Annotated in this window: 22 protein-coding genes; 6 read left to right on the top strand and 16 right to left on the bottom strand. The window is 56.2% G+C overall.

Annotated elements, in window-relative coordinates:
* Positions 1–3: 3 nt before the first annotated feature.
* The 3 genes from ligA to L1065_RS00545 all read right to left on the bottom strand — a co-directional run bounded on the left by ligA (position 4) and on the right by L1065_RS00545 (position 3381).
* Positions 4–2136, bottom strand: a complete 2133-nt coding sequence (gene ligA / locus L1065_RS00555) for an NAD-dependent DNA ligase LigA (RefSeq protein ID WP_237093496.1) — start codon at positions 2134–2136, stop codon at positions 4–6.
* A 136-nt stretch (positions 2137–2272) separates the two neighbouring features.
* Positions 2273–2989: a response regulator transcription factor CtrA gene (ctrA, locus tag L1065_RS00550; protein ID WP_237093495.1), complete on the bottom strand. Its 717-nt coding sequence runs from the start codon at positions 2987–2989 to the stop codon at positions 2273–2275.
* Positions 2990–3102: 113 nt separating this feature from the next.
* A complete protein-coding gene (locus L1065_RS00545) occupies positions 3103–3381 on the bottom strand; it encodes a DUF1153 domain-containing protein (protein WP_237093494.1) in 279 nt (92 codons plus the stop codon).
* Between the two features lie 141 nt (positions 3382–3522).
* On the opposite strand from L1065_RS00545, the gene mnmA reads away from it, so the two are divergent.
* Positions 3523–4668, top strand: a complete 1146-nt coding sequence (mnmA, locus tag L1065_RS00540) for a tRNA 2-thiouridine(34) synthase MnmA (RefSeq protein ID WP_237093493.1) — start codon at positions 3523–3525, stop codon at positions 4666–4668.
* On the opposite strand, the gene lpxB is transcribed toward mnmA, so the two are convergent.
* The 13 genes from lpxB to pyrH form a co-directional block, all read right to left on the bottom strand.
* The gene (gene lpxB / locus L1065_RS00535) at positions 4665–5801 is read right to left on the bottom strand and encodes a lipid-A-disaccharide synthase (protein WP_237093492.1); all 1137 of its coding nucleotides are present in this window, start codon (positions 5799–5801) and stop codon (positions 4665–4667) included. The genes mnmA and lpxB overlap by 4 nt on opposite strands.
* Complete coding sequence (locus L1065_RS00530) at positions 5798–6703, bottom strand: LpxI family protein (RefSeq protein WP_237093491.1); 906 nt, start codon at positions 6701–6703, stop codon at positions 5798–5800. The genes lpxB and L1065_RS00530 overlap by 4 nt, the downstream gene beginning before the upstream one ends.
* Entirely contained in the window at positions 6700–7485 is a 786-nt protein-coding gene (gene lpxA / locus L1065_RS00525; protein WP_237093490.1) for an acyl-ACP--UDP-N-acetylglucosamine O-acyltransferase, read from the bottom strand. The genes L1065_RS00530 and lpxA overlap by 4 nt, the downstream gene beginning before the upstream one ends.
* Positions 7486–7947, bottom strand: coding sequence for a 3-hydroxyacyl-ACP dehydratase FabZ (gene fabZ / locus L1065_RS00520; RefSeq protein WP_237093489.1), 462 nt, complete (start codon positions 7945–7947; stop codon positions 7486–7488). It lies immediately after the preceding gene.
* Positions 7948–8047: 100 nt separating this feature from the next.
* On the bottom strand, positions 8048–8641 hold the full coding sequence (locus L1065_RS00515) for an OmpH family outer membrane protein (RefSeq protein ID WP_237093488.1): 594 nt from the start codon (positions 8639–8641) through the stop codon (positions 8048–8050).
* Complete coding sequence (gene bamA, locus L1065_RS00510) at positions 8641–10977, bottom strand: outer membrane protein assembly factor BamA (protein ID WP_370641105.1); 2337 nt, start codon at positions 10975–10977, stop codon at positions 8641–8643. Before bamA ends, L1065_RS00515 begins: the two co-directional genes overlap by 1 nt.
* A 170-nt stretch (positions 10978–11147) precedes the next feature.
* Positions 11148–11276, bottom strand: a complete 129-nt coding sequence (locus L1065_RS15785; RefSeq protein WP_255765935.1) for a hypothetical protein — start codon at positions 11274–11276, stop codon at positions 11148–11150.
* A 96-nt stretch (positions 11277–11372) separates the two neighbouring features.
* The gene (gene rseP / locus L1065_RS00505) at positions 11373–12698 is read right to left on the bottom strand and encodes an RIP metalloprotease RseP (protein WP_237093487.1); all 1326 of its coding nucleotides are present in this window, start codon (positions 12696–12698) and stop codon (positions 11373–11375) included.
* Between the two features lie 12 nt (positions 12699–12710).
* Positions 12711–13877 (bottom strand): 1-deoxy-D-xylulose-5-phosphate reductoisomerase, encoded by a 1167-nt coding sequence (dxr, locus tag L1065_RS00500; RefSeq protein WP_237093486.1) that lies wholly within the window; start codon positions 13875–13877, stop codon positions 12711–12713.
* Positions 13874–14677 (bottom strand): phosphatidate cytidylyltransferase, encoded by an 804-nt coding sequence (locus L1065_RS00495; protein ID WP_237093485.1) that lies wholly within the window; start codon positions 14675–14677, stop codon positions 13874–13876. The genes dxr and L1065_RS00495 overlap by 4 nt, the downstream gene beginning before the upstream one ends.
* Complete coding sequence (gene uppS / locus L1065_RS00490; RefSeq protein WP_237093484.1) at positions 14674–15396, bottom strand: polyprenyl diphosphate synthase; 723 nt, start codon at positions 15394–15396, stop codon at positions 14674–14676. Before uppS ends, L1065_RS00495 begins: the two co-directional genes overlap by 4 nt.
* A gap of 47 nt (positions 15397–15443) precedes the next feature.
* On the bottom strand, positions 15444–16007 hold the full coding sequence (gene frr / locus L1065_RS00485; protein ID WP_237093483.1) for a ribosome recycling factor: 564 nt from the start codon (positions 16005–16007) through the stop codon (positions 15444–15446).
* An 80-nt stretch (positions 16008–16087) separates the two neighbouring features.
* A complete protein-coding gene (gene pyrH / locus L1065_RS00480; RefSeq protein ID WP_237093482.1) occupies positions 16088–16810 on the bottom strand; it encodes a UMP kinase in 723 nt (240 codons plus the stop codon).
* Positions 16811–16942: 132 nt separating this feature from the next.
* Between pyrH and miaA the strand changes: the two genes are divergently transcribed.
* From miaA to L1065_RS00455, 5 genes are all read left to right on the top strand, one after another.
* Positions 16943–17821 carry a tRNA (adenosine(37)-N6)-dimethylallyltransferase MiaA gene (gene miaA, locus L1065_RS00475; protein WP_237093481.1) on the top strand — a complete coding sequence of 293 codons (879 nt, stop codon included), beginning with the start codon at positions 16943–16945 and terminating at the stop codon, positions 17819–17821.
* Positions 17822–17906: 85 nt separating this feature from the next.
* Entirely contained in the window at positions 17907–18779 is an 873-nt protein-coding gene (locus L1065_RS00470) for a helix-turn-helix domain-containing protein (RefSeq protein WP_237093480.1), read from the top strand.
* Between the two features lie 237 nt (positions 18780–19016).
* Positions 19017–20663: an ABC transporter substrate-binding protein gene (locus tag L1065_RS00465; RefSeq protein WP_237093479.1), complete on the top strand. Its 1647-nt coding sequence runs from the start codon at positions 19017–19019 to the stop codon at positions 20661–20663.
* A gap of 118 nt (positions 20664–20781) precedes the next feature.
* A complete protein-coding gene (locus L1065_RS00460) occupies positions 20782–21819 on the top strand; it encodes an ABC transporter permease (RefSeq protein ID WP_237093478.1) in 1038 nt (345 codons plus the stop codon).
* A 15-nt stretch (positions 21820–21834) separates the two neighbouring features.
* A complete protein-coding gene (locus L1065_RS00455; protein ID WP_237093477.1) occupies positions 21835–23001 on the top strand; it encodes an ABC transporter permease in 1167 nt (388 codons plus the stop codon).
* Positions 23002–23065: the final 64 nt, after the last annotated feature.

The following is a 23065-nucleotide window of genomic DNA, read 5'->3' as shown; positions in this document are numbered from 1 at the left end:
AACTTAGCCCTGCCCGATCAAAGAAAGCCAGCCATCCTCATCAATCGTTTCAATTCCGAGGTCCGCAGCCTTTTTCGCTTTTGATCCTGCACCTGGTCCCGCCACCAGCAGATCCGTCTTTGCAGAGACCGAACCCGAGACTTTCGCCCCAAGGGTTTCGGCCTGCGCTTTGGCCTCTGCGCGTGTCAGTTTTTCCAGCGTTCCGGTAAAAACTACTGTCTTTCCCGCCACGGGGCTGTCGGTTGCGCGTTTCTCTGCGTCCAGCACCGTCAGCTGCGCGACCAGCCGATCAATACTTGCGCGCTCCTGCGGGTTGGCAAAAGCGGCAATCAGAGAGCTGGCCATCACCGCACCGATCCCGTCGATGTTGAGCAGGTCTGTATATGCATCACTGGTTTCGTCCTGCGCAGCAGTGGCCGCCGCTTCGAATTGCGCCCAAGAGCCATAGGTCTGGGCAAGCAATCCAGCCGCCGCTTCGCCCACATGGCGAATGCCCAGGCCAAAGATCAGGCGGCGCAGCGCCATTTCGCGCTTGTCTTCGATGGCCTGAAACAGGGCGCTTGCGGATTTTTCGCCCCATCCTTCGCGGTTTTTGAGTTGCTGAAGCCCGCGGCCATAGCGGTCTTGTAGTTGGTAAATATCAGCGGGTTCTTTGATCCAGCCGTCTTGGTAGAATTGCTCGACCTGCTTTGCGCCAAGTCCATCAATGTCAAAGGCGGCACGACTGACCAAATGCTTGAGCTTTTCAACCGCCTGCGCGGGACAGATCATCCCGCCTGTGCAACGACGCACCGCATCGCCCTCTTCGCGCACGGCAGATGACGCACACTCGGGGCATGTGGTCGGAAACCTGAACGTTTCCGAATCCTTGGGCCGTTTGCTGAGATCAACATCCTTAATCTTTGGAATAACATCGCCCGCGCGGTACACCTGAACAAAATCGCCCACACGGATATCGCGGCCTTCACGGATGGGCGCACCTTTGCTGTCGCGCCCTGCGATATAATCCTCGTTGTGCAAGGTCGCGTTTGACACCACGACCCCGCCAACAGTGACAGGCGTCAGACGCGCGACAGGTGACAGCGCCCCTGTTCGCCCCACTTGGATGTCGATCGCTTCCAGATGGGTCCATGCAAGTTCTGCAGGAAACTTATGGGCAATTGCCCACCGCGGCGTGGTCGAGCGAAACCCAAGGCGCCGCTGATAGTCCAGATTATCGACCTTATAAACCACACCGTCGATATCATATCCCAGATCGGCACGCTGCGTTTCGATACTGTGGTAATGGGCGATCATCTCTTGTGCTGTTTCAAACCTGAGCGTGAGCGGATTGGTCTGAAACCCAAGCTGCGCAAGCCGGTCGATCGCGCCTGATTGCGTATCACTCAAAGGGGCGCTGATCGCCCCCCAGGCATAGGCGAAAAAGCGCAAAGGACGGGCGCGGGTGATCTCGGCATCCAGTTGACGCAAAGACCCGGCGGCCGCATTGCGTGGATTGGCAAAGGTTTTTCCACCTGCCGCCGTTTGTCTTTGATTAAGCGCCTCGAAATCCGCATGGCTCATGTAGACCTCGCCGCGGACTTCCAAAATATCGGGCGCCCCTTCAATGGTGGCGGGAATGTCGGAAATGGTGCGTGCATTGACGGTGACATTTTCGCCGGTTTCGCCGTCGCCGCGCGTGGCGGCCTGGACCAAAACGCCGTTTTCATACCGCAAGGACAACGAAAGCCCGTCAATTTTAGGCTCGGCTGTCAGGGCAAGTGGGGCATCATCACCTAACCCAAGATACTTACGAATGCCTTTTACGAAATCCTCTACATCCCTGTCTTCAAACGCGTTGGAGAGTGACAGCATCCGCACCTCGTGACGCACTTTGCCAAACCCATCCGCGACAGGCGCACCCACCTGATGGGTTGGGCTGTCAGCGCGCATAAGGTTGGGGAACGCCGCCTCGATATCCGCGTTGCGGCGCTTGAGGGTGTCATAATCTGCATCCGACAAATCGGGCGCATCTTTGGTATGATAGTCTGCATTGGCCTGCGCCAGAACATCCGCGAGGTAAGCCAACTCTTGCTGCGCCTGGGCCTGCGAAAGGGCATCGACCGCAATGTGATGATGGGGAGACTGTTTGACCATGACGCGCCTCGCTCGGGGTAAGTGTGCAGACCACCGTTATAGGCGTGGCGCGTGTGGCGTCTAGTATGACTTGTCAAAGGCCAGCCGCAAAAAGGGGCCTGATCCTAGCCCCTTTTCGAATTCACAGACCTATGGTTTAGGCACCCAGAGCCAGGCGCTCCATTTCATTGCCGACAGGTTCGGGATCCCGCAGGACATAGCCGCGTCCCCAGACCGTTTCGATATAATTCGCGCCATCTGTGGCATTGGCCAGTTTTTTGCGCAATTTGCAGATGAATACATCGATGATCTTAAGCTCTGGTTCATCCATGCCGCCATAAAGATGGTTCAGGAACATCTCCTTTGTCAGGGTCGTCCCTTTCCGCAGGCTGAGAAGTTCAAGCATTTGATATTCCTTGCCGGTCAAATGCACCGTTTTTCCGCCAACTGAAACGGTCTTGGCATCAAGATTTACCGAGATGCGGCCCGTATCGATAACCGATTGTGAGTGCCCCTTTGATCGACGGATGATGGCATGAATGCGTGCAATCAGTTCCTCGCGCATAAACGGTTTGGTCATGTAGTCGTCGGCGCCAAAACCGAAGCCCTTGATCTTGTCATCCACTTCCGCAGAGCCCGACAGAATAAGGATCGGCGTTTCAATCTTGGACAGGCGAAGCTGGCGTAGCACCTCATGCCCATTCATATCGGGCAGGCCCAGATCAAGCAGGATCAGATCGTAATCATAAAGCTTTGCCAGATCGATGCCTTCTTCCCCCAGATCGGTGGAATAGACATTCAAATTGGCATGCGAGAGCATCATTTCGATGCTTTTTGATGTGGTCGGGTCATCTTCGACAAGTAGTATGCGCATAAGCGATCTCCAAAGTGGCAGTTCGTTGGGCGTTTCTGGTGACCACCATTGCCAAAAATCGTTAACAACCCCTGAACGTCTCGTAAAAAACGTCTTAGGGATACACGCACAACCTACGGTTGTCGATAGTCTTGAAGTTTGGTCGCCTTTAGAGCGGCAGTGCCATGATCAACGATCGCGGCACACCACCCATCAAACTCTTCTTCCGACAGGGCATACTTCTTCAACGCCTCATCCTTGGCAATCAATCCATACAACACGCCCATAACCACTGCGGCCTTGCGCGATGCCACCCACCGCCGCGTATCGGCCGCTGGCAAATCTGCGTGGGTCAGAATTGTCCCATCAGGAAGTGTGACCGAGCGCGGCCCATCCACCTTTTTCAAAAACATATTACAACCTTTCTTCGTTCAACCTTTGGGCCATATTGCCCAAACAGTCTTAAGGAGCGGTGAAACTGCGCCTTGTTAGTCTGTCGAATTTTATTATATGTCTGCCAATCCCGTTCCGTTTTGCTTTGGAAAGCTGCTGACATGGCCCTTGATAAGACGTCAGATCTGAATTCGCTTGGCTTTGCCAAACCGCCATCTGAAACCCGCGTTGTCGTTGCAATGTCAGGCGGTGTGGATAGTTCGGTTGTGGCGGCGCAACTGGCCGAAGAAGGCTATGATGTGGTTGGTGTTACGCTACAGCTTTATGATCATGGTGCCGCGTTGGCCAAAAAGGGCGCGTGCTGCGCAGGCCGCGACATTCATGATGCGCGTCGCGTGGCAGAAGACATGAACTTCCCCCATTATGTGCTTGATTATGAAAACATTTTCAAAGACGCCGTGATGGATGAATTTGCCGAAAGCTATCTTGGTGGCGCGACGCCGGTGCCGTGTATCAGGTGCAATGAACGGGTGAAATTCAAGGATCTGCTGGAAACGGCCAAGGACCTTGATGCTGATTGCATGGCAACAGGGCATTATATTCAGCGCAAGATGGGCGCGCATGGCCCCGAGCTTCATTGCGCCGAAGATGCCACAAAAGACCAGTCATATTTCCTGTTCTCGACCACGCCCGAGCAACTGGATTATCTGCGCTTTCCGTTGGGCCATCTGCCCAACAAAGACGCAACCCGCGCCTTGGCCGAAAAATACGGGCTGGCCGTCGCAGACAAACCCGACAGTCAGGATATTTGTTTTGTGCCCGATGGGGACTACGCAAAAGTGATCGAAAAACTGCGGCCGGGTGCTGCAGAACCGGGTGACATTGTGGATACCGACGGCACAGTGCTTGGCCGTCATCACGGGGTGATTCACTACACGATTGGTCAGCGCCGCGGGCTTGGCATTGGCGGTTTGGCAGAACCTCTCTATGTGGTGAAGCTGGACGTTGATGCAAAACAGGTCGTAGTTGGCCCCAAGGATATGCTGGCCACGCGCACTATTCCCGTCAAAGAAGTGAATTGGCTTGGCGATGGGCCGTTCGAGGGCACAGCAGAACGCGAGATTCTGGTAAAGGTGCGTTCAACACGTCCGCCGCGCCCTGCGATTTTGCGCAGCAAACCAGATGGATTTGCCGAGGTAGAGCTTTTGACCGCGGAAGAAGGTGTATCACCGGGGCAAGCCTGTGTGTTTTACGAAGACGACAGCAGCCGCATCTTGGGCGGTGGCTGGATCTGGCGCGGCGCCTAAACCGCGTTCAACAACGCTTGTGCCGCACGCACGCCAGGTGCTTGCCCGCCCCGCCCCAACGCTTTCATCGTTTTGGCCATCGCATCATGTTGCGCTGTAGGATCTGCCAGAACCCGAAGAGCCGCCGCCGAAATTTGCGCGGGTTGGCAATCGGGGCCGATGTATTCGGGAACAGCGCGGGTTTCGGACACCAGATTGACCAGCGTCACCGTATCGACCAGCAACATTCGCCCAATGATCTGACGGCTGATCCAATTCATGTCATATGCAATAACCATAGGTGTATCTGCCGCCGCCAATTCAAGCGACACCGTGCCAGATGCGGCAAGGGCCACATCCGCTGCACCGAAGGCGGCTCTTTTCATCGCTGCATCGGCGCTATCCACGACACAAACGGGCGCGGACCATGTTTGGGTCACCTCTTGAACAAGTGCCGCAACAGACGGCGCGGCAGGCACGATGACCTGTGCGTTTGGGTGGGCGTCCAGAATATCGCGGCAGGCTTGCCCGAAAATCGGCGCAAGGCGGCTGACCTCGGACCGCCGTGACCCCGGCAGCGCCAGAACCAAAGGCGCATCGGGGGAAAGGTTCAGCGATGCGCGAAACGACTGCACCTGCTCAGGGGTTGCTACGGGTTGGGCCACAACGGGATGCCCGACGAAATCACACCCCATCCCTTCGGCCTGCATCAACGGCGGCTCAAAGGGAAAAAGCGCCAGAACATGATCTATGACGCCTGCCATTTTCGCCGCCCGTTTGGGCCGCCACGCCCACACGGTTGGCGCAACGTAATGCACTGTGCGAATAGTGCTTTGGGCTTTGACGGCCTTGGCAACGCGCAAGCAAAAATCAGGGCTGTCGATTGTCAGCAAGACGTCAGGTTGCGCTGCCAGCACCGCATCAACAGTCTCGCGAATACGGCGTTTAAGGTGCATATATTTGGGCAGTATTTCAGCGATCCCCATCAAGGAAAGCTCTGACATGGGGAACTGACTGGTAAGACCTTGCGCCTGCATCAACGGACCACCAATGCCTTGGTAGTCCACCTGCTGCCCAAGCGTTGCAAGCCCGTCCATCAACGCAGCACCAAGCGCATCGCCAGAGGGTTCGCCCGCGATGACAAATACCTTCATGGGATAACCGTAACAAACAACCCTGTTTCATCGGCTGCGGCGATCACGCGGTCCAGCTCGATCACTTGGGTGTTTGCCCCAAGGGCGATGCCGTTCAGGCCCAGATGTGCAGCCCGATCAATCGTTGCCGGACCGATCGTGGGCAGATCAATCCGCATGTCCTGGGCGGGTTTTGGAGCCTTGAACAGCACGCCACCCGTAGGAAGGCTTGGGTCACGTTGGGCGGCGGCAACAGGTGCGACCACAGGCCCGCCCATGACGTCCGCCGCAAAGCCAAGCGGATCGGAAAACAGATCGCCCGTGCTGGCTGCATTTGTTGGCGCGGGCTGGACCATCAGCGATTGCATCATCCAGTCGGTGCCTTTGATCGCTTCGACGGCCAGCACTTGACCATGGGCCACGATACAGGCCTGACCCACATCTGCTGCAGCCAGTGCCGCATGCACATCCTGTGCGCGTGTGATGTCCTTTAGATCACGTTCGGACGGACGAACGGCCCCAAGCACACCTGCGCTTGGTAACAGATCGGGCAAAATAGCAGGTGCGCCAATCACGTCAAAACCGGCGTCTTCAAAAAGGCCAATGGCCACACGCAGCGTGCCATCATCCCCCCCCGCCATGGCCGCGGCGATCTTGGGAACAAGCGGCAAGGTCGCGCCATCAATCGCGGACATATCGATCTGGGGCCGCGTGACAGCACCCGCAAAACAGACCTGAGTGACCCCTTGCGCACCAAGCTCGGCCAGCAGCGTGCCAAGCTGTTCCAAGCGAAAGGTTTTGATCCCGTCCAAATCGGGGGCCTGTCCTTGCAGCGCATAGATCACATGCGCTTGACCCTGCGCCTGCATCGCAACGCTCAGATGTGCAGGCAATGCACCCTGCCCTGCGATCAGGGCAATCATTTTGGCGTCAGGAAGTGGCGGTCGGTCGCGGCCGTTATAAACCGCACCATATCGGCCACATAAGCGCTATCACTGTCTTGGGTCAGCCGTTCGGCCCGTTCTGCAAAACTACCCTCGCCTTGGCGCAGGGTTTGAAAGGCAACGCGCAGAGCGGTGATATCGGCGCGGTCCACGCCTTTGCGTTTCAGGCCCACAAGGTTCAGCCCATCAAGCTCGCCACGCGGGCCTTGCACCAGACCATGCGGGATTACATCATTCGTCACCATCGACAAAGCGCCGATGATGGCACCCCGACCGATACGCACGAATTGGTGGATGCCGCACAGCCCACCGATGATCACATCGTCTTCGACAATGCAGTGCCCTGCAATGGCGGTCTGGTTAACGATCACAACGCGGTCACCAATCTGGGCATCATGTGCCACGTGGCACCCTGCCATAAAGAGCCCGTCATCGCCGACCTTTGTCAGACCACCCCCACCATGGGTGCCCGTGTTCATGGTGACATGCTCACGAATGCGGTTGCGTGCACCAATGACAAGTTTGGTTTCTTCGCCTTTGAATTTCAGGTCCTGCGGAATTTCACCGATGCTGGAGAACGGGAAAACGACTGTGTCCTGTCCAATTTGGGTATCGCCTGTGACAACCACATGGGACTTGAGCACGACACCTGCGTGCAGACGCACCTTGGGGCCAACCACGCAGAACGGGCCGATCACGCAGCCGTCGGCAATCTCTGCGCCGTCTTCAATCACGGCTGAGGGATGAATATCGCGGGCCATCTATTTGGGCAGGTCCATCATGGCGGTAAAATCACATTCTGCGGCCATTTCGCCATCGACCGTTGCAACGCCGCGGAACTTCCAGACCTTGCCGCCGGGTTTACCGCGTGTCGTCTCAACCTCCATCCGAAGCACATCGCCTGGCGTGACCATGCGGCGGAATTTACAGTTGTCGATGCCCATAAAGTAGACCAGCAAATCCTTGTCGACCATATCCATCGCCACACCGACCATCACGGCCGATGTCTGCGCCATAGCTTCGATAATCGTGACCCCTGGCATAATCGGCTTTGAGGGGAAATGCCCCTGAAAATGCGGCTCGTTCATCGTCACATTCTTGATGCCAACGGCGGATGCGTAGCCATCAATGTCGACCACCTTATCGACAAGAAGAAAGGGATAACGGTGCGGGATGATCCGTTGGATCAGGCCAATATCTGCAGATTTCAGATCGTCGCTCATTAGGTTTTGAATCCCTTATCATTCTGGATCGTGAGTGTTTACAATCTGACTAACAAGATGTGCCCTTTGGGGCAAGGAAGCCAAGGGCTATTGCGTGGGGCTATTGCGTGCCATCGCCAAAAGCTGCGTCAACCGCTTCGATGGCGGCGTCGGTGATATCGATATTGTCAGCCGATAGAAAAACTGTTGAGCGTTCAAGAATGGCAAGCGCGCCGCTGTCGGCAACCAACTGCGCCAAAACCGGCAGGGAGCGTTGGAAAAATTGCTGACGGGCCGTTTCTTCCTGGCGGCTTAATGCGCGGGACGTGAGGGTTTGGGCGCGGCGTGCTTCTTGCACGCGGGCATCAAAAGCGTCGGCCATTTTGGCGAAGTCTTCTGGTGCGGTGGTGTCACGCAGGGTTACCAAACGGGCTTCTTCGGCCTCCAGCTCGGCTTCCACCTGCTCTTTGGCGGCTAGAAGTCTGGTGCGTTCCGCCTCCAGTTCCGCCGCGATCCTGCGGCCAAATGCGCTTTGCAGATAGAACCGGTCGCTGTCCAGAATAAGCAGCGTATTCTGCGGCACCACGGTGAACGGGATTTGGGGCGCAAGTTCTCTGGATGCAGGCGGTTGGCTTGCCTCTTGGGCCGTGACGGGCGTGCAGACCGCGGCTATCACCGCGGCCCAGATTGCCAGCGTTTTGCCAGCGCCGCGCATCAGAAAGAGGTCGAAACCGTCAGATCAAAGGTTTGCGTTTTATCATAGTCCTCAAACTCGAGCGGCTTTGAGAAGTTAAAACGCAAAGGCCCAAGTGCTGTGTCCCAAAACAGTGAGACCCCCACCGAGGACCGCCAGATCAGGCTGTCATCAATCGCGCCGTTCAGATCATTATCCAGCCCCCAGACCGAGCCGATATCAAAATAGACACCACCGTTGATGCCGTATTCTTCTGGCAACCCAAGCGGGAAGTCGGCTTCAAACCGCGCCAGCGCAAAGTAATTCCCGCGCAAAGCGTCTTCGTTCGGGGCATTCAAATCACGAGGACCGATACCATTGGGTTCAAACCCGCGCATCGTGCCATTGACCGAAAAGCGGTCAATGATCGAACTGTCGGTGTCGCCAAGTGAATTCAGCACCCCACCTTCGAAAATCGCACGCAAGGTGACTTCTTCATTCAGAACTTGTGTTTCAGCGCCCAAGAACAGCGATGTCTTGATATATTCCTTGTCACCCGCCAGCGCGAAGTCCTGTCCAAACCGGAACAGCACGCCCGCATTGGGGTTCAGCCCCGATGTGCGGTTGTCGAAGGAATAGGTATAGCCGACAGAAAGATAATCGCGGCGCCCCAAGTCCTGTTCGGCCACCAGCAAATCCGACGAGGCTGGAATAACCGTGATGCCGTCATTTTCAAAATTCGAGCCATCCTGCACTTCCAACACTTCGTCAAATCCAAGCGTGGTGCGCACAGACAGGCGACCGTTTTCGCTGACCGGGAAGGTCAAAGACGGGGAAAGGCTGGCACGTTCGGTATTATAGGCCGCAAATTCGCTGTCAGTTGTGCCGTAAAATCCGCGCAGGCCAAACGAGAGATCCCGATCCAGAACGGCGGGTTCAACGAAGTTAAAGTCTACAGACTCGCTTCCATCGGCGGTATTGAAACCGAATGAGAACAGCTGCCCGCGGCCCAGAAAGTTACGTTCCTGAAACTGGATGGCAACGCCAAAGCCGTCGTTCGTGCCATAGCTTGCGCCAAAGGTCAGCGACCCCGTTGGCTGTTCTTCGACGTCCACATCGACGATCACCTGTTCGGGCGACGAGCCTTCGCGCGCCGACACATCCGCGTTCGAGAAGAACCCAAGCGCACGGATACGTTCGGCGGACTGACGGATTTCGCGTGGGTTGAACGGATCCCCTTCGACAATCTTGAACTGGCGACGGATCACACGGTCAAGCGTTGTGTTGTTGCCTTCGATATCGATCCGTTCGACAAACACGCGCGGGCCGCGGCTCAGCTCATAGGTGATATCAAGGGTCAGATCGCGGTCATTGCGGGTGACGCGGGGTTCGACCCGAATGAAATTCAGGCCCAGTTGCAAAGCGCGGCGTTCCAGACGCGCAATGTTGTTTTCAATCACGCTTGGCGCATAAACCGATCCAACGCGGTGCTTCAGCGCGTCTTGGAAATCGAATTCGTCCACATCATCGATCAGGCTGACGACCGTGGTTTCACCAAAGGTGAATTGTTGGCCTTCGCGCACACTGAAGGTAAGCAAAAAGCCGTCACGGTTACGGGTCAGCTCTGACGTGACATTCTGGACCTCAAAATCAACAAACCCGCGCGAGCGGTAGAAGTCAGTCAGCACCTGTTTGTCAAATTCGATACGGTCCTCAATAAAGGTATCGTTCGAGATCACCTGACGGAACACACCCGCCTGTTTGGTTTGCAAAACGCGACGCAAGCGGCGGTCCGAATAAGCGCGGTTGCCAGCAAAAGACAGGCGTTCCACCTCGACCACGCGGCCTTCGGTCACTTCGAACACAAGGTCCACCCGGTTTTCGCTACGCCGAATGATGCTTGGCTTCACCGTGGCGGCCAAACGGCCTTGCTGTGCGTAGGCTTCGGTGATCAGTTGCGCGTCTTGTTCGGCAATGGTGGGGCTATACACACGGCGTGGTTGCGAACTGAGGATCCCAATCAGCGGTTCATCATCAATGCGGCGGTTGCCTTCGATATTGATGCGGTTGATCGTCGGAAATTCCTGTACCTTGATCACCAGCGTGCTGCCACGCGGTTCAAGTTCAACGCTTTCAAACAGTCCCGATTCCAAAAGCGATTGTGTTGCTGCGTTCAGACGGCCGGCCGAAACTGTTTCACCCCGCGAGATGCCCGCAAACGTCAGAATGGTGCCTGCTTCTACACGGCGGTTGCCTTCGATTTCGACGGTGGAGAATTGAAACGCCTGCGCCGCGGCCATGCCAGTGAACGCAAGTGCGAGGCCGAGCCCTAAACACGCTTGGCGCAATGTGCCCAGTTTATTCGTAAAAACGCCCATGTTCATGGTCTCCGCAGCAGATATCCAGTGTGGGTGGACTACCCCCTTCTCTGCAGCTTGTCAAAAGCAACCCGACGAAGCCGAACAATGAAAAAACGCCGCTCCAAACCAGGGCGGCGCAAGTGTTGCCACGTGCAGGCGGATGCACGCAGAAATTCCTTGGAAGGATGTTAGAAAAGAGTGCCGATGAAGGATCCAACCCAGAGCGCGCCAGCAATCGTCGCCACATACAAGGCACGGTCCCAATTCAGGTCCATAATCAAGCTTAGGCCACGGTATCCAGCGTTCAACGTTTGCATCAGATCAACTCCATTTGCGTTCATCTGACGGTCGCCCGCAAATGTGGCGGGAATGGGGCAAAAGCCGATTGCTTTTGGGGCAAAGCCGATTTTGCCTTATGGGCAGAAAATATCGTTTCCAAGCGCAAAGATCATGAGCGACAACAGTAAAGTAAGCCCTGCCGCCATCAATATCTGAAGCGCACGGTCAGAGGGTTTGCGCCCTGTCACGGCCTCATAGGCGTGAAACACAAGGTGCCCGCCGTCCAATACAGGGATCGGGAAGAGGTTGAGCAAACCAACGGCCGTGGAAAGCACAGCGATAAACCAGATAAAACTTTGCGTCCCCTGGCTGGCCATAGCCGCCGATGTTTGGGCAATGCCAACCGGACCATTGAGATTACAGGTGCTGATGGCGCCTGTGATGATTTGCTTTAACCCGTCCAGAGAACTGGTGATCACCCCCCAGGTCTGGCTGACCCCCGCCCCCATCGCGGCAAATGCGCCCAAAGGTTCGGTTGCGGGCTCAAAGAACAGGCCCGATCCGATGCCAATCATCCAGCGGCGTTCAAAGGTGCCGTCGGCCAACGGCTGGTCACGCGGTCTGGGCACCAGCGTAAACTGCATTTCCTCACCGTCGCGCCAGACGTCCAACAACAGCGCAGAGCCTTCGGAATTTACGACCGCTTCCTGTAACTGGCTAAAAGCGTAAATGGGCGCACCATCAATCGCTGTGATGACGTCACCGACACGCAGATTGACCGAGATGGCGGCAGACCGCGGGGCAATGCTGCTGATAAGCGGCACATAGGGGAATGGCCCCTCCACAGTCACCTCTTGGCCGTCGCGCAGCACCGTGTAATCCAGCCGCGGTTCGACAGGAAGGGCGTCAATGATCTGACCAAACGCTTCCGCCGTGCTGACCTCTAGACCTTCGATTTGCAGAAGTTGGTCGCCCTCTTGCAGCTCCAGTTGAACCTGCGGTGGCAAAGGTGGGAAACTGTCGACTTTCAAAGGATTGGCCGTTTGGCCATTGAAAAACACCACGGCCGAAAAGATCAAAAACGTCAGGATAAAGTTAAAAATCGGACCGGCTGCAACGGTGGCCGCCCGCGCCCAAAGGGGCGCGCCTGTCATGGTGTTGCGCCCGGTGGGGCCGCCCTCTTCTCCGCCGACGGATGCCGCATTCGCGTCGCCCAAAAACTTCACATACCCCCCGAAAGGAAGCGCTGCGATTTGCCAAACAGTGCCACGTTTGTCGGTCCGGCTATACAGGACAGGGCCGAAGCCAAGGCTGAAAACCTCGGCGTGAATGCCAGACCAACGCCCGACAATGTAATGTCCGTATTCATGGATCGCCACGATGATCGAAAGCGCCACAACAAAGGCCAGAAGTGTATAAGCCACGCCGCCAAAGCCGCTGATCAATGTGGTAAGATCCATAGGTATCGCCCCTTAGACGGTTGCGCTGAGTTCTTGTGCTATCTTGCGTGCCATGTGGTCCGCGGCCTGCACCGTATCAAGGTCTGTTGCGGCATTTCTAAGGCAATTTTGCTGATCCATGCGGTTCAACACACCTTCAACCACCTGTGCCATCTCAAGAAAACCGATCTTTTCGCCGATAAACAGATCAAGCGCTTTTTCCTTGGCACCGTTAAAGGCAGCCCCTGCCATTCCGCCGATTTCCATGACATCGCGCGCAAGGCGCAAGGCGGGATACCGTGCATCATCGGGCGCACGAAACGTAAGCTGCGCGATGGCAGCCAGATCAAGACGATCAACAGGCAGATGTTTGCGCTCAGGCCAATGAAGCGCAAAGCCAATCGCATGGCGCATATCGGGCGGCCCTACATGCGCCATCAGCGCACCATCATTGAATCCGACCAAGGCGTGAATAAGGGACTCCGGGTGAACGACCGTTTCAATTTGGTCAGGCTTTACACCGAAAAACTCTTTTGTTTCAATAAGCTCGAGGGACTTGTTAAACATGGATGCGCTATCGATCGTGATGCGCTGGCCCATGTCCCAATTTGGATGGCTGGACGCATCAGCGACCGTGGCCGAAGCGATGGCCTCCAACGGCCAATCCCGAAAAGCGCCGCCGCTGGCGGTGATAATGATCCGTTCAACCGCCGCGATGTCTTCGCCGATCAACCCCTGAAAGACGGCCGAATGTTCACTATCGACAGGCAGCACCGTTGCGCCATGCGTCCGTGCGGTGCCCATCAAAAGCGGGCCAGCCGTGACCAGCGACTCCTTGTTTGCCAAAGCCAGCGTTGTGCCCTGTTTCAACGCCTCAAGCCCCGGCACCAGACCCGCCGCGCCGACAATGGCTGACATAACCCAATCCGCAGGGCGCGCTGCGGCCTCGGCAATTGCCGCGTCACCTGCCGCGACCTCAATCCCGGTTCCCGCCAGTGCCGCGCGCAATTGCGGCAGTTTTTCCGGGTAACAGGTGACAGCGACTTCAGCGCGTAAATCTTTGGCGTCCCGTGCCAATTGGGCGATATTTCCACCACCAGTCAGGGCGACCACATCATAGTCGTCAGGCGCACGTTTGATCAGATCAACGGTGTTTTGACCGATGCTGCCTGTCGCCCCGAAAATACTGACCCGTCTCAAAAGGCGACCCCTGACACATCAAGCACAAAGGCCACGAAAAGCATCACAAGCGAAGCGCCAAGCAATCCGTCAAACCGGTCAAACAAACCGCCGTGCCCCGGAATAAGGGTTGAGCTGTCTTTGACACCCACGCGCCGCTTGAGCGCACTTTCCGCGATATCCCCCATCTGGCTGGCAAAACTGAGCGCGACCGAGACCAATATGATCGCAGCACCTGCATCCGTCACGCGGGCCACGATTGCACCAACCAGGGCTGAGGCCAGCCAGCCAGCAGCCGTGCCAGACCACGTCTTTTTGGGGCTGACTTTTGGCCAAAACTTAGGTCCGCCGATGAACCGCCCCGCAAAATACCCTGCAACATCCGTGACAACGACCACACCGACCAACCAGAACAGCCATTGCGCCCCAAAGTCCGCGCGAAAAATCACGAGGCCCCACCCTGCCAACAGAATGCCCAAGGTAAACAACAAACCTGTCAGGCGTTCTTGTTTCAGGCTGGCAAAAACGGCGAGTGCGGGTATCAAAAGAAGCGGTAGAAAGATGTGATAGTCATTGGCCAAGAGCCCCGACAAGACAGAGGCTGTCAGTGCCGCGCCAAGCATAGCAGGTGTGGGGCGTTCAGGCTGGATCATCATGGCGACTTCCCAGACCATCACAGCCGTTACAAAGACGGTCAGCATCTGGAACCAAACGCCGCCGGCCCAAATGCCCGCCAGACCGACAAGCGCCATAACGATGCCAGACCCGACCCGCGTGCGCAGGTCATCCCATTTCTTGGCCTCGGACTTTGGTGGGATCATGCCAGAACGGCACCAAACCGACGCTCGCGCGTGCCAAACCGCCCGACCACTTCACCAAAGATATCCTTGGTAAAATCAGGCCATAGCGTGTCGATAAACTCATATTCCGCATAGGCCGACTGCCAGAGCAGGAAATTGGAAATACGCGCTTCGCCGCTGGTACGAATGACCAGATCGGGATCGGGCAAAAAATGCGTATCCAGATAGCGCGGCAGCGTTTCTTCATCCACGTTTTCGGGCTTCAATTTGCCTGCCTGCACATCATAGGCCAAACGCTGGGTGGCGCGGGCCACCTCGTCACGCCCCCCGTAATTCAGGGCGATGGTCAGATGCACTTTGTCGTTTTGGCTGGTGAGCAGTTCCAACTGATCCATTAAAGCCACCAGTTTTTCGTCCAGACGCACGCGATCGCCGATAAAACGCACGCGCACCCCTTCGGCCAGAAGATCATTGGCTTCACGGATAATATAGCGGCGAAACAGCTTCATAAGACCTGCAACTTCGGTCTGGGTGCGCTTCCAGTTTTCGGTCGAAAAGGCGAAGATCGTCAGATATTTGACGCCAACATCCGGACAGGCGCGCACAATTTCCTTGACGCGACGCGCGCCCGCATGGTGCCCAAACAGCCGTGGCTTTTTGCGATTGGTCGCCCAACGTCCGTTGCCATCCATAATGACGGCAACGTGTTTTGGGCCGTTGTGTTCACTGTCCTTGGGCATACCATCGCCCTCCGTCATTTGCGGGGCGCAAGCGCCCCTTTGCAAGGTCACACTTGCATGATCTCTGCTTGCTTTGTTTCCAGCAAGTCATCGATTGATTTGATATATTTGTCGGTCATCTCCTGAACCTCAGCTTCCCAAAGCTTTTGGTCATCTTCGGACATCCCGTCGTTTTTGGCCTTTTTGATCTGGTCCATCCCGTCGCGGCGTACATTGCGAATGCTGACGCGCGCGTTTTCGGCGTAACTGCCAGCAACCTTGCCCAACTCGCGACGACGCTCTTCGTTCAATTCGGGGATCGGCAGCATGATGATTGTGCCGTTCAGCTGCGGGTTGATGCCAAGACCGCTTTCGCGAATGGCCTTTTCGACCTTGTTGACCAGCCCTTTGTCCCAAACATTGATTGTCACCATCCGCGGTTCTGGCACGTTCACGGTGCCTACCTGATTGATCGGCGTCATAGAGCCATAGGCATCCACCATCACAGGTTCCAGCATCGACGCAGAGGCGCGGCCTGTGCGAAGCGATGCAAATTCCGTGCGCAGGTTTGAAATCGCGCCATCCATGCGGCGCTCAAGATCGTCGGTATCAAGTAGAAAATCGTCAGACATGTTTGGCCCGTATATTTTTATGTGTCCGTTGCTTGGGGCTTATAACCAGCTTCGCCCCTGCTTTCCAGCGTGTTATATGGCTAGCCGTGGACGCGTGTATAGGTGCCCTGCCCTGCAAGGATTCCGCGGAAGCCACCGGGCTCGTCCAGACTAAACACAATAATCGGCAAATCATTGTCACGCGCCAAGGCGATGGCGCTTGCGTCCATCACATTCAGGCGTTTTGCCAGGCACTCATCATAGCTGACGTCCTCGTAACGCACGGCGTCCTCAAATTTGGCGGGGTCTTTGTCGTAGACGCCATCGACTTTGGTGCCCTTAAAGATCGCTTCACATGCCATTTCATTGGCGCGCAGCGTGGCGGCCGTATCCGTTGTGAAATACGGGTTGCCCGTGCCCGCCGCAAAAATGCAGACGCGTTTCTTTTCCAGGTGACGCACGGCGCGGCGGCGAATGTAGGGCTCTGCGACCTCGTTCATCGTGATCGCGCTGATCACACGGGTATGAATGCCCAGACCTTCGAGTGCCGATTGCATGGCAAGCGCATTCATCACCGTTGCAAGCATGCCCATATAGTCTGCTGTGGTGCGTTCCATACCTTGGGCGCTGCCTTGCAATCCGCGGAAGATATTGCCGCCGCCGATCACCATGCAGATCTCAACGCCAAGTTCCTGAACCGACAGAACTTCTTTTGCAATGCGCTCTACCGTCGGTGGGTGCAACCCATAGCCCTGATCCCCCATCAACGCCTCACCCGATATCTTTAACATGACGCGTTTGAATGTGGTTTGCGGCTCAGACATGGAATCCCCCGAACGATCTGACTTACACTGCCTGCCAAAATGTCTTAATCCCAAAGCAGGTTCAATGCACAAAGCAACAGGTGCGGCGATCCAGCGGAATTCAATGCAAAGGCAAAGCACAAGGGCCATCAGGTGTTTCATATCATTGATAAAATTCCGCATGGTGCCCCTGTTTTGATCGCCGGCCCCACCGCATCGGGCAAATCAGCCCTCGCGCTGGAAATCGCACAGCGTCAGGGCGGCACGATCGTAAATGCCGATGCGTTGCAGGTGTTTGAAAACTGGCGCGTGCTGACAGCCCGACCCTCGGTAGAGGAACACGCCCTCGCGCCCCACATGCTTTATGGCCATATCCCTTTTGATGGCCAGTATTCCGTGGGGCATTGGCTGCGCGAGGTGACGCCTTTTATCGGCACGACGCGGCCAATCATCGTCGGCGGCACGGGGCTTAACTTTCGGGCGCTCACAGAAGGGCTTGCCGATATTCCACCAACACCAGACGCAATACGCAACGCCGCTAATGCACGGATCGCGGATAAAGGAGTGGCGTCGCTGCTGGCAGAACTGGACTGCGAAACCGCATCACGGATTGACCAAAACAACCCCATGCGCATCCAACGCGCTTGGGAGGTCTTGCAAAACACAGGCCGTCCCCTTGCGGCCTGGCAAGATGAAACGCCGCCTGCGGTCCTGCCGCTCGATCAGTGTTTTCCGATTGTCATGGACGCCCCAAAAGACTGGCTTAACGCCCGCATCGAACAGCGCTTTGACCTGATGTTGCAAAACGGCGCACTTGAAGAAGCACAAGCAAATCTTGCGCGTTGGGACGCAGACCATCTGTCGTCCCGTGCGATTGGCGCACCTGAGCTGATCGCCCATCTGCGCGGTGATATCACACTGCAGGCAGCACGCGCGGCGGCCATCACAGCCTCTCGGCAATACGCCAAACGCCAACGCACATGGTTTCGGGCCCGGATGAAAGACTGGCATGGCCTTGACCCAAGCAACTAGTGGCAATCCGCTTTTTTCTCGACAAACCCGCCGATATGCGCATGAATAATTGCACAAACGCAATAATTTCCAAGGCGATCTCCGCATGACCGACCTTTCTGTGCCGCAGGTATCCGAAGCCGTTCAGCCATTGGCGCAAGTCGCAGCTGGCGGTAAGTGGCGCTTGGAATTGCCCCATGACGTGCCGTGGCATCGGTTTGTCTGGATCACACGTGGCACAGGGTCTGTCATGATCGGCGGACGTGTAAGGGCCATGTCTGGCAGCGTTGCGATGTTTGTGCCAGCCGAGACGTTGCACGCGATCCAACTGCCAACAGGCACATTTGGCACCATCATTTCCCTTCCGTCTGACTCCACGTTTTCTTTACCAGAAGGCCCCCGGTTTATCAGGGTGACGGACGTCAAAATGCAACAGGTGGTCAACAACCTTTGGGACAACCTGACCCAAGAGGTAAGCGAAACAGCCCCGCGCAGTGATGTCGCCTGCGCTGCCCATGCGGCTTTGTTGGGCGTCTGGATGGATCGTAATCGTATGACGCAAGACCTGCGTAAGACCACGGCTGCGGAACGGTTGATGCAAAAGTTCTGCGCGGATTTGGTCGCACGCTTCCCAACAGGCGAAACATCGGGGCATTATGCAGACCGTTTGCGCGTGACCGCCACTCATCTTTCGCGCGTGTGCAATGCGGCCGTGGGACTGCCCGCATCGACGCTCATCCAATATCGCATCCAACACGAAGCACGCCGTCTTTTGATAGACACAGATGAGCCCATCAAACTGATCGCGGAAAGCCTTGGCTTTTCATCGCCCGCTTATTTTACCAGAAGTTTCCAGCAACATGCTCAGATGCCACCGCGCCAATTTCGTGAAATGCGGGGCCTGCCTGCACCGGCAAGCCCGACCAACCCCGCCAAACCCGGTCCCCGGTTAACAGTGCGTTTTGGCCGAAATGCGTGATTCTGGGGAACCTTTACCCAAAGTAAACCACGCCCGCACCTCTGCCGCCATGTCGCACCGAGCAAAAATAAATGTCGTTTTTGTTACATTAAAAGCGGGAACGGACCGTTGACGTTACCTTCAAACTAAGGCTCACTGCACAGTGAGTTGGGATGAAGAGCAATCGCGTTCGAATGAATGCGTGAATAAAACGCCATTAATCCTTACCAAAAATGAACGTGTCACAGGGAGATAAAGATGACGCTCAAGACCCAAAAGGTCCACTCAGCCGCGGAAATGTTTGCCAAGGAACACCTTGAAGGCAAAATGGACCGCCGTGAATTCATGACGCGTGTCAGCGCGTTGGGTGTTGCCACTGCAACCGCCTACAGCCTGATCGGGGCAAACCCCGCAGAAGCCGCTGGTCATTCGGTTAAGCCATCGATGGGTGGCACCTTGCGTATCCAGCAAGAAGTGCGCGCGCTGAAAGATCCACGCGCTTTTGACTGGTCGCAAATGGCCAACATCACGCGCGGTATCTGTGAATACCTGATCGAATATCAACGCGATGGTTCGTTCAAAGGTATCTTGCTTGAATCGTGGGAAGCCAATGAAGATGCAACGCAATATACACTGAATGTGCGCCAAGGCGTGAAATTCAACAACGGCGACGACCTTACGGCAGAACACGTTGCTGCGAACTTCGTTGCATGGGCTGATAAAAACGTCGAAGGCAACTCGATGGCGTCGCGCGTTGCAGCGCTGGTTGACGAAGAAACAGGCATGGCACGCGAAGGTGCGATCGAAGTGGTAGACGACTACACAGTCCGCCTGAACCTGACTGCGCCAGACATCACAATCGTTCCGGGCATTGCGGATTATCCATCGGCTGTGCAGCACAAAGACATGATCGGCCAAGACATTGCCGAACACGGTATCGGCACCGGTGCCTACAAAATCGAAAGCTACGATGTGGGCGTCAAAGCTGTTCTGGTCAAAAACGAAGACCATGACTACTGGGGCGAAACATATCTGGACCGCGTTGAGTTTATTGACCTTGGCACAGATCCTGCGGCTTGGGTGGCAGGTGCAGAAGCTGACGAATTCGACATGGTCTACGAATCCGTGGGTGATTTCGTTTCGATCTTCGACAGCATCGGCTGGAACAAATCCGAAGTTGTCACGGCTGCGACAGTTGTGATCCGTCCCAACCAGAAAGCCGAAGTTGACGGCATGATGCCTTACGCAGACAAGCGCGTCCGCCAGGCGATCATGCTGGCCGTCGACAACAACGTGCCGCTTGAACTGGGCATTGCTGGCCAAGGCATCGTGGCTGAAAACCACCACGTCGCACCCGTGCACCCTGAATATGCAGAGCTTCCACCGCTGCAGCGCGATGTCGAAAAGGCGCGCGCTTTGATGGAAGAAGCTGGCATGATGGACTTTGAACACGAGATCATCTCGATCGACGATGACTATCGCCGTAACACGACCGATGCGGTTGCCGCACAGCTGCGCGACGCTGGCTTCAAGGTCAAGCGGACCGTCATCCCTGGTGCGACCTTCTGGAACGACTGGACGAAATATCCGTTCAGCTCGACCAACTGGAACCACCGCGAGCTTGGTGTGCAAATTCTGGCGCTCGCCTACAAGTCAGGTGAAGCGTGGAACGAAGCTGGCTTTGAAAACGCCGAGTTTGATGCCCTTCTGGCCGAAGCCGTTGCAATCGCGGACGCTGATGCGCGCCGCGAAGTGATGGCCAAGCTGCAGGCGATCATGCAAGATGAAGGTGTGACCATCCAGCCCTATTGGCGCTCGCTCTTCCGTCACTACAAAGACGGTATCGTGAATGCAGAAATGCATCCAAAGTTCGAGATCAACGTGCACAACTTGGGTTTTGCATAGGATCTGATCCCAGGGGCGGCGGGGCTTTCCTGCCGCCCTTCTCTTTTCACATATCCCGCGAAAAGCCACTGCGCCGCAGACGACAAGATTTGCGCGCTCGCCACCAACAGGGGACCTTATGGGACTGTTCATACTCAAGCGGTTGGGGCTGATGCTTCTGACCATGCTCTGCCTGACGTTTATCGTATTCTGGCTGACCAACCTCGACGCAAAGCTCGAAACACTTGCCAAAACACAAGGGTCGGCCCGAATGACCGACACCGAAGTGCAGCAATGGATCGCCAACAACGGCTACGACGGCTCGATGATTGGCCGCTATGGTCAATGGTTGGGGATTGTGCCCGGTTGGACAAAAGAAGTGCGCGGCGAAGAGCGTGGGCGCTGTCTTGAGCAAGGCATGACCTTCGCGGACGCTCCGACATATTGCGGCATCCTGCAAGGTGACTTTGGCTATTCCACCGTTCTGCGCGATGATGTCTCGACGATCATCAAGACGCGGCTGACGTTGACAGGCAAACTGATGTTCTGGGTCATGATCGTCATGGTGCCTATGGCGCTGATTGTCGGTGTTCTTGCTGGTATGCGCGAAGGATCACGCACAGATCGTTCGCTTTCAGTGTTCTCCATCGTGACAACCGCAACGCCCGAATATGTATCGGGTGTCTTGTTTATCTTCGCCGTGTCCGCCTTCGGAATAAAGTGGCTTAAAGGCTCCGCCGCATCGGCGATGGACGGGCTGACCTTTGCCAACTTTACCCTGCCTGTGCTGACGATGGCGCTTTACGGTATGGGCTATATCGCCCGTATGACCCGCGCCTCGATGACCGAGGTGATGACCGCACAGTATATCCGCACCGCGCGCCTCAAAGGGGTCAGCTTCGGCAACATTGTAATGAAACACGCCTTGCGCAACGCGCTTATCGCGCCCTTTACCGTGATCATGCTGCAATTCCCGTGGCTGCTGACAGGCGTTGTGATCGTCGAGACGCTGTTCAACTACAAAGGCTTCGGCTGGACGCTGGTCCAAGGGGCTTCGAACAACGATATCGAATTGCTGCTGTCGTGCTCGATTGTTGCCGTGCTGGTCGTGCTGGTCACACAGCTGATCAGCGACATCGGCTACGTTTTCCTCAACCCGCGCATCCGCGTATCTTAATCGGAGGGTTGATCAATGGAACCTCTTAGCACCGCTCAGATCATCTGGAGCATGTTCATCCAGTTCATGCCCGTTTGGGTCGCCCTGATCATCACCTTTGCGGTGTCGATCACATTCAAACGCAAGCTTGGCCTTTACGGGAAACTCTTTGACAGCCCTGTGGGTATGGTCGGCCTCTTTCTTGTCCTCTTTTGGGTCTTTACCGCATTCCTGGCCGATATGATCGCGACCTTCCATCCCATCGAAGACGTTATATCGTCGATGCGCCGCAAGGCCCCCGGCACGGCGATCCCCAATCCGGATGATTTTGGGTATAGCTACTTCCTGCTTGGCGGCGATATCTTGGGCCGCGATGTGTTCAGCCGTATGGTCATGGGCTCTCGCGAGGTGCTAAAAATTGCACCTGCAGCCACGCTGTTCGCATTCATGGCGGGGATCATCCTTGGCCTGCCTGCAGGCTACTTCGCAGGCAAGCTCGACACGATCCTCAGCTTTATCGCGAACCTCGTATTGTCCTTCCCCGTGATCTTGCTGTTCTTTCTTCTGGTCACGCCGGAAATTGTGAACTCAGGTATCCCACGTTACATGGCGGGGCTGCTGTTCCTCTTCCCCATCATCTTCCTCGTGATCTTGCTCAACAGCCGCTATTATACCCAACCACCCCTGCGAAACATGCTGGTTGGCACCGTCGTGGTTCTGGGCGGATGGGTGTATCTGGGCCTTGCGTGGGACGCAGATCCCTTGGGCATGATCACAATGCAAGGCAACCAACTGATCGTGTTTATCTCGGTTGTGTTTGTAAACTCGCCCACCGTTTTTCGCATCGTGCGCGGCATGGTGCTGGACATCCAGACGCGCGACTATGTGGCCGCAGCCCAAACACGCGGTGAGGGCCCGTGGTACATCATGCTGTGGGAAATTCTGCCCAACGCACGTGGCCCCTTGCTGGTCGATTTCTGCCTGCGTATCGGCTACACCACCATCCTTTTGGGCACATTGGGCTTCTTCGGGTTGGGCGTAAGTCCCGAAAGCTCCGACTGGGGCAGCACCATCAATGCAGGCAAGGGCCAAATCAGCTTTGCAGCACATATTGCCGTGCCCCCTGCCATCGCTCTGATGACGCTCGTTTTGGGCCTGAACCTGCTGGCCGATGGCTTGCGTGAAGAAAGTCTCAAAGACTGATCTTCATTGTTGAACAAATACCTCGGGGTCTGGGGCAGCGCCCCAGTCCGCAACCGATAAAGGA

Source organism: Nereida sp. MMG025 (assembly GCF_021654165.1).
GTDB lineage: Bacteria > Pseudomonadota > Alphaproteobacteria > Rhodobacterales > Rhodobacteraceae > Nereida.
Note: the sequence above shows the minus strand (reverse complement) of the source record. Positions and strands in the feature narration are given on the sequence as shown.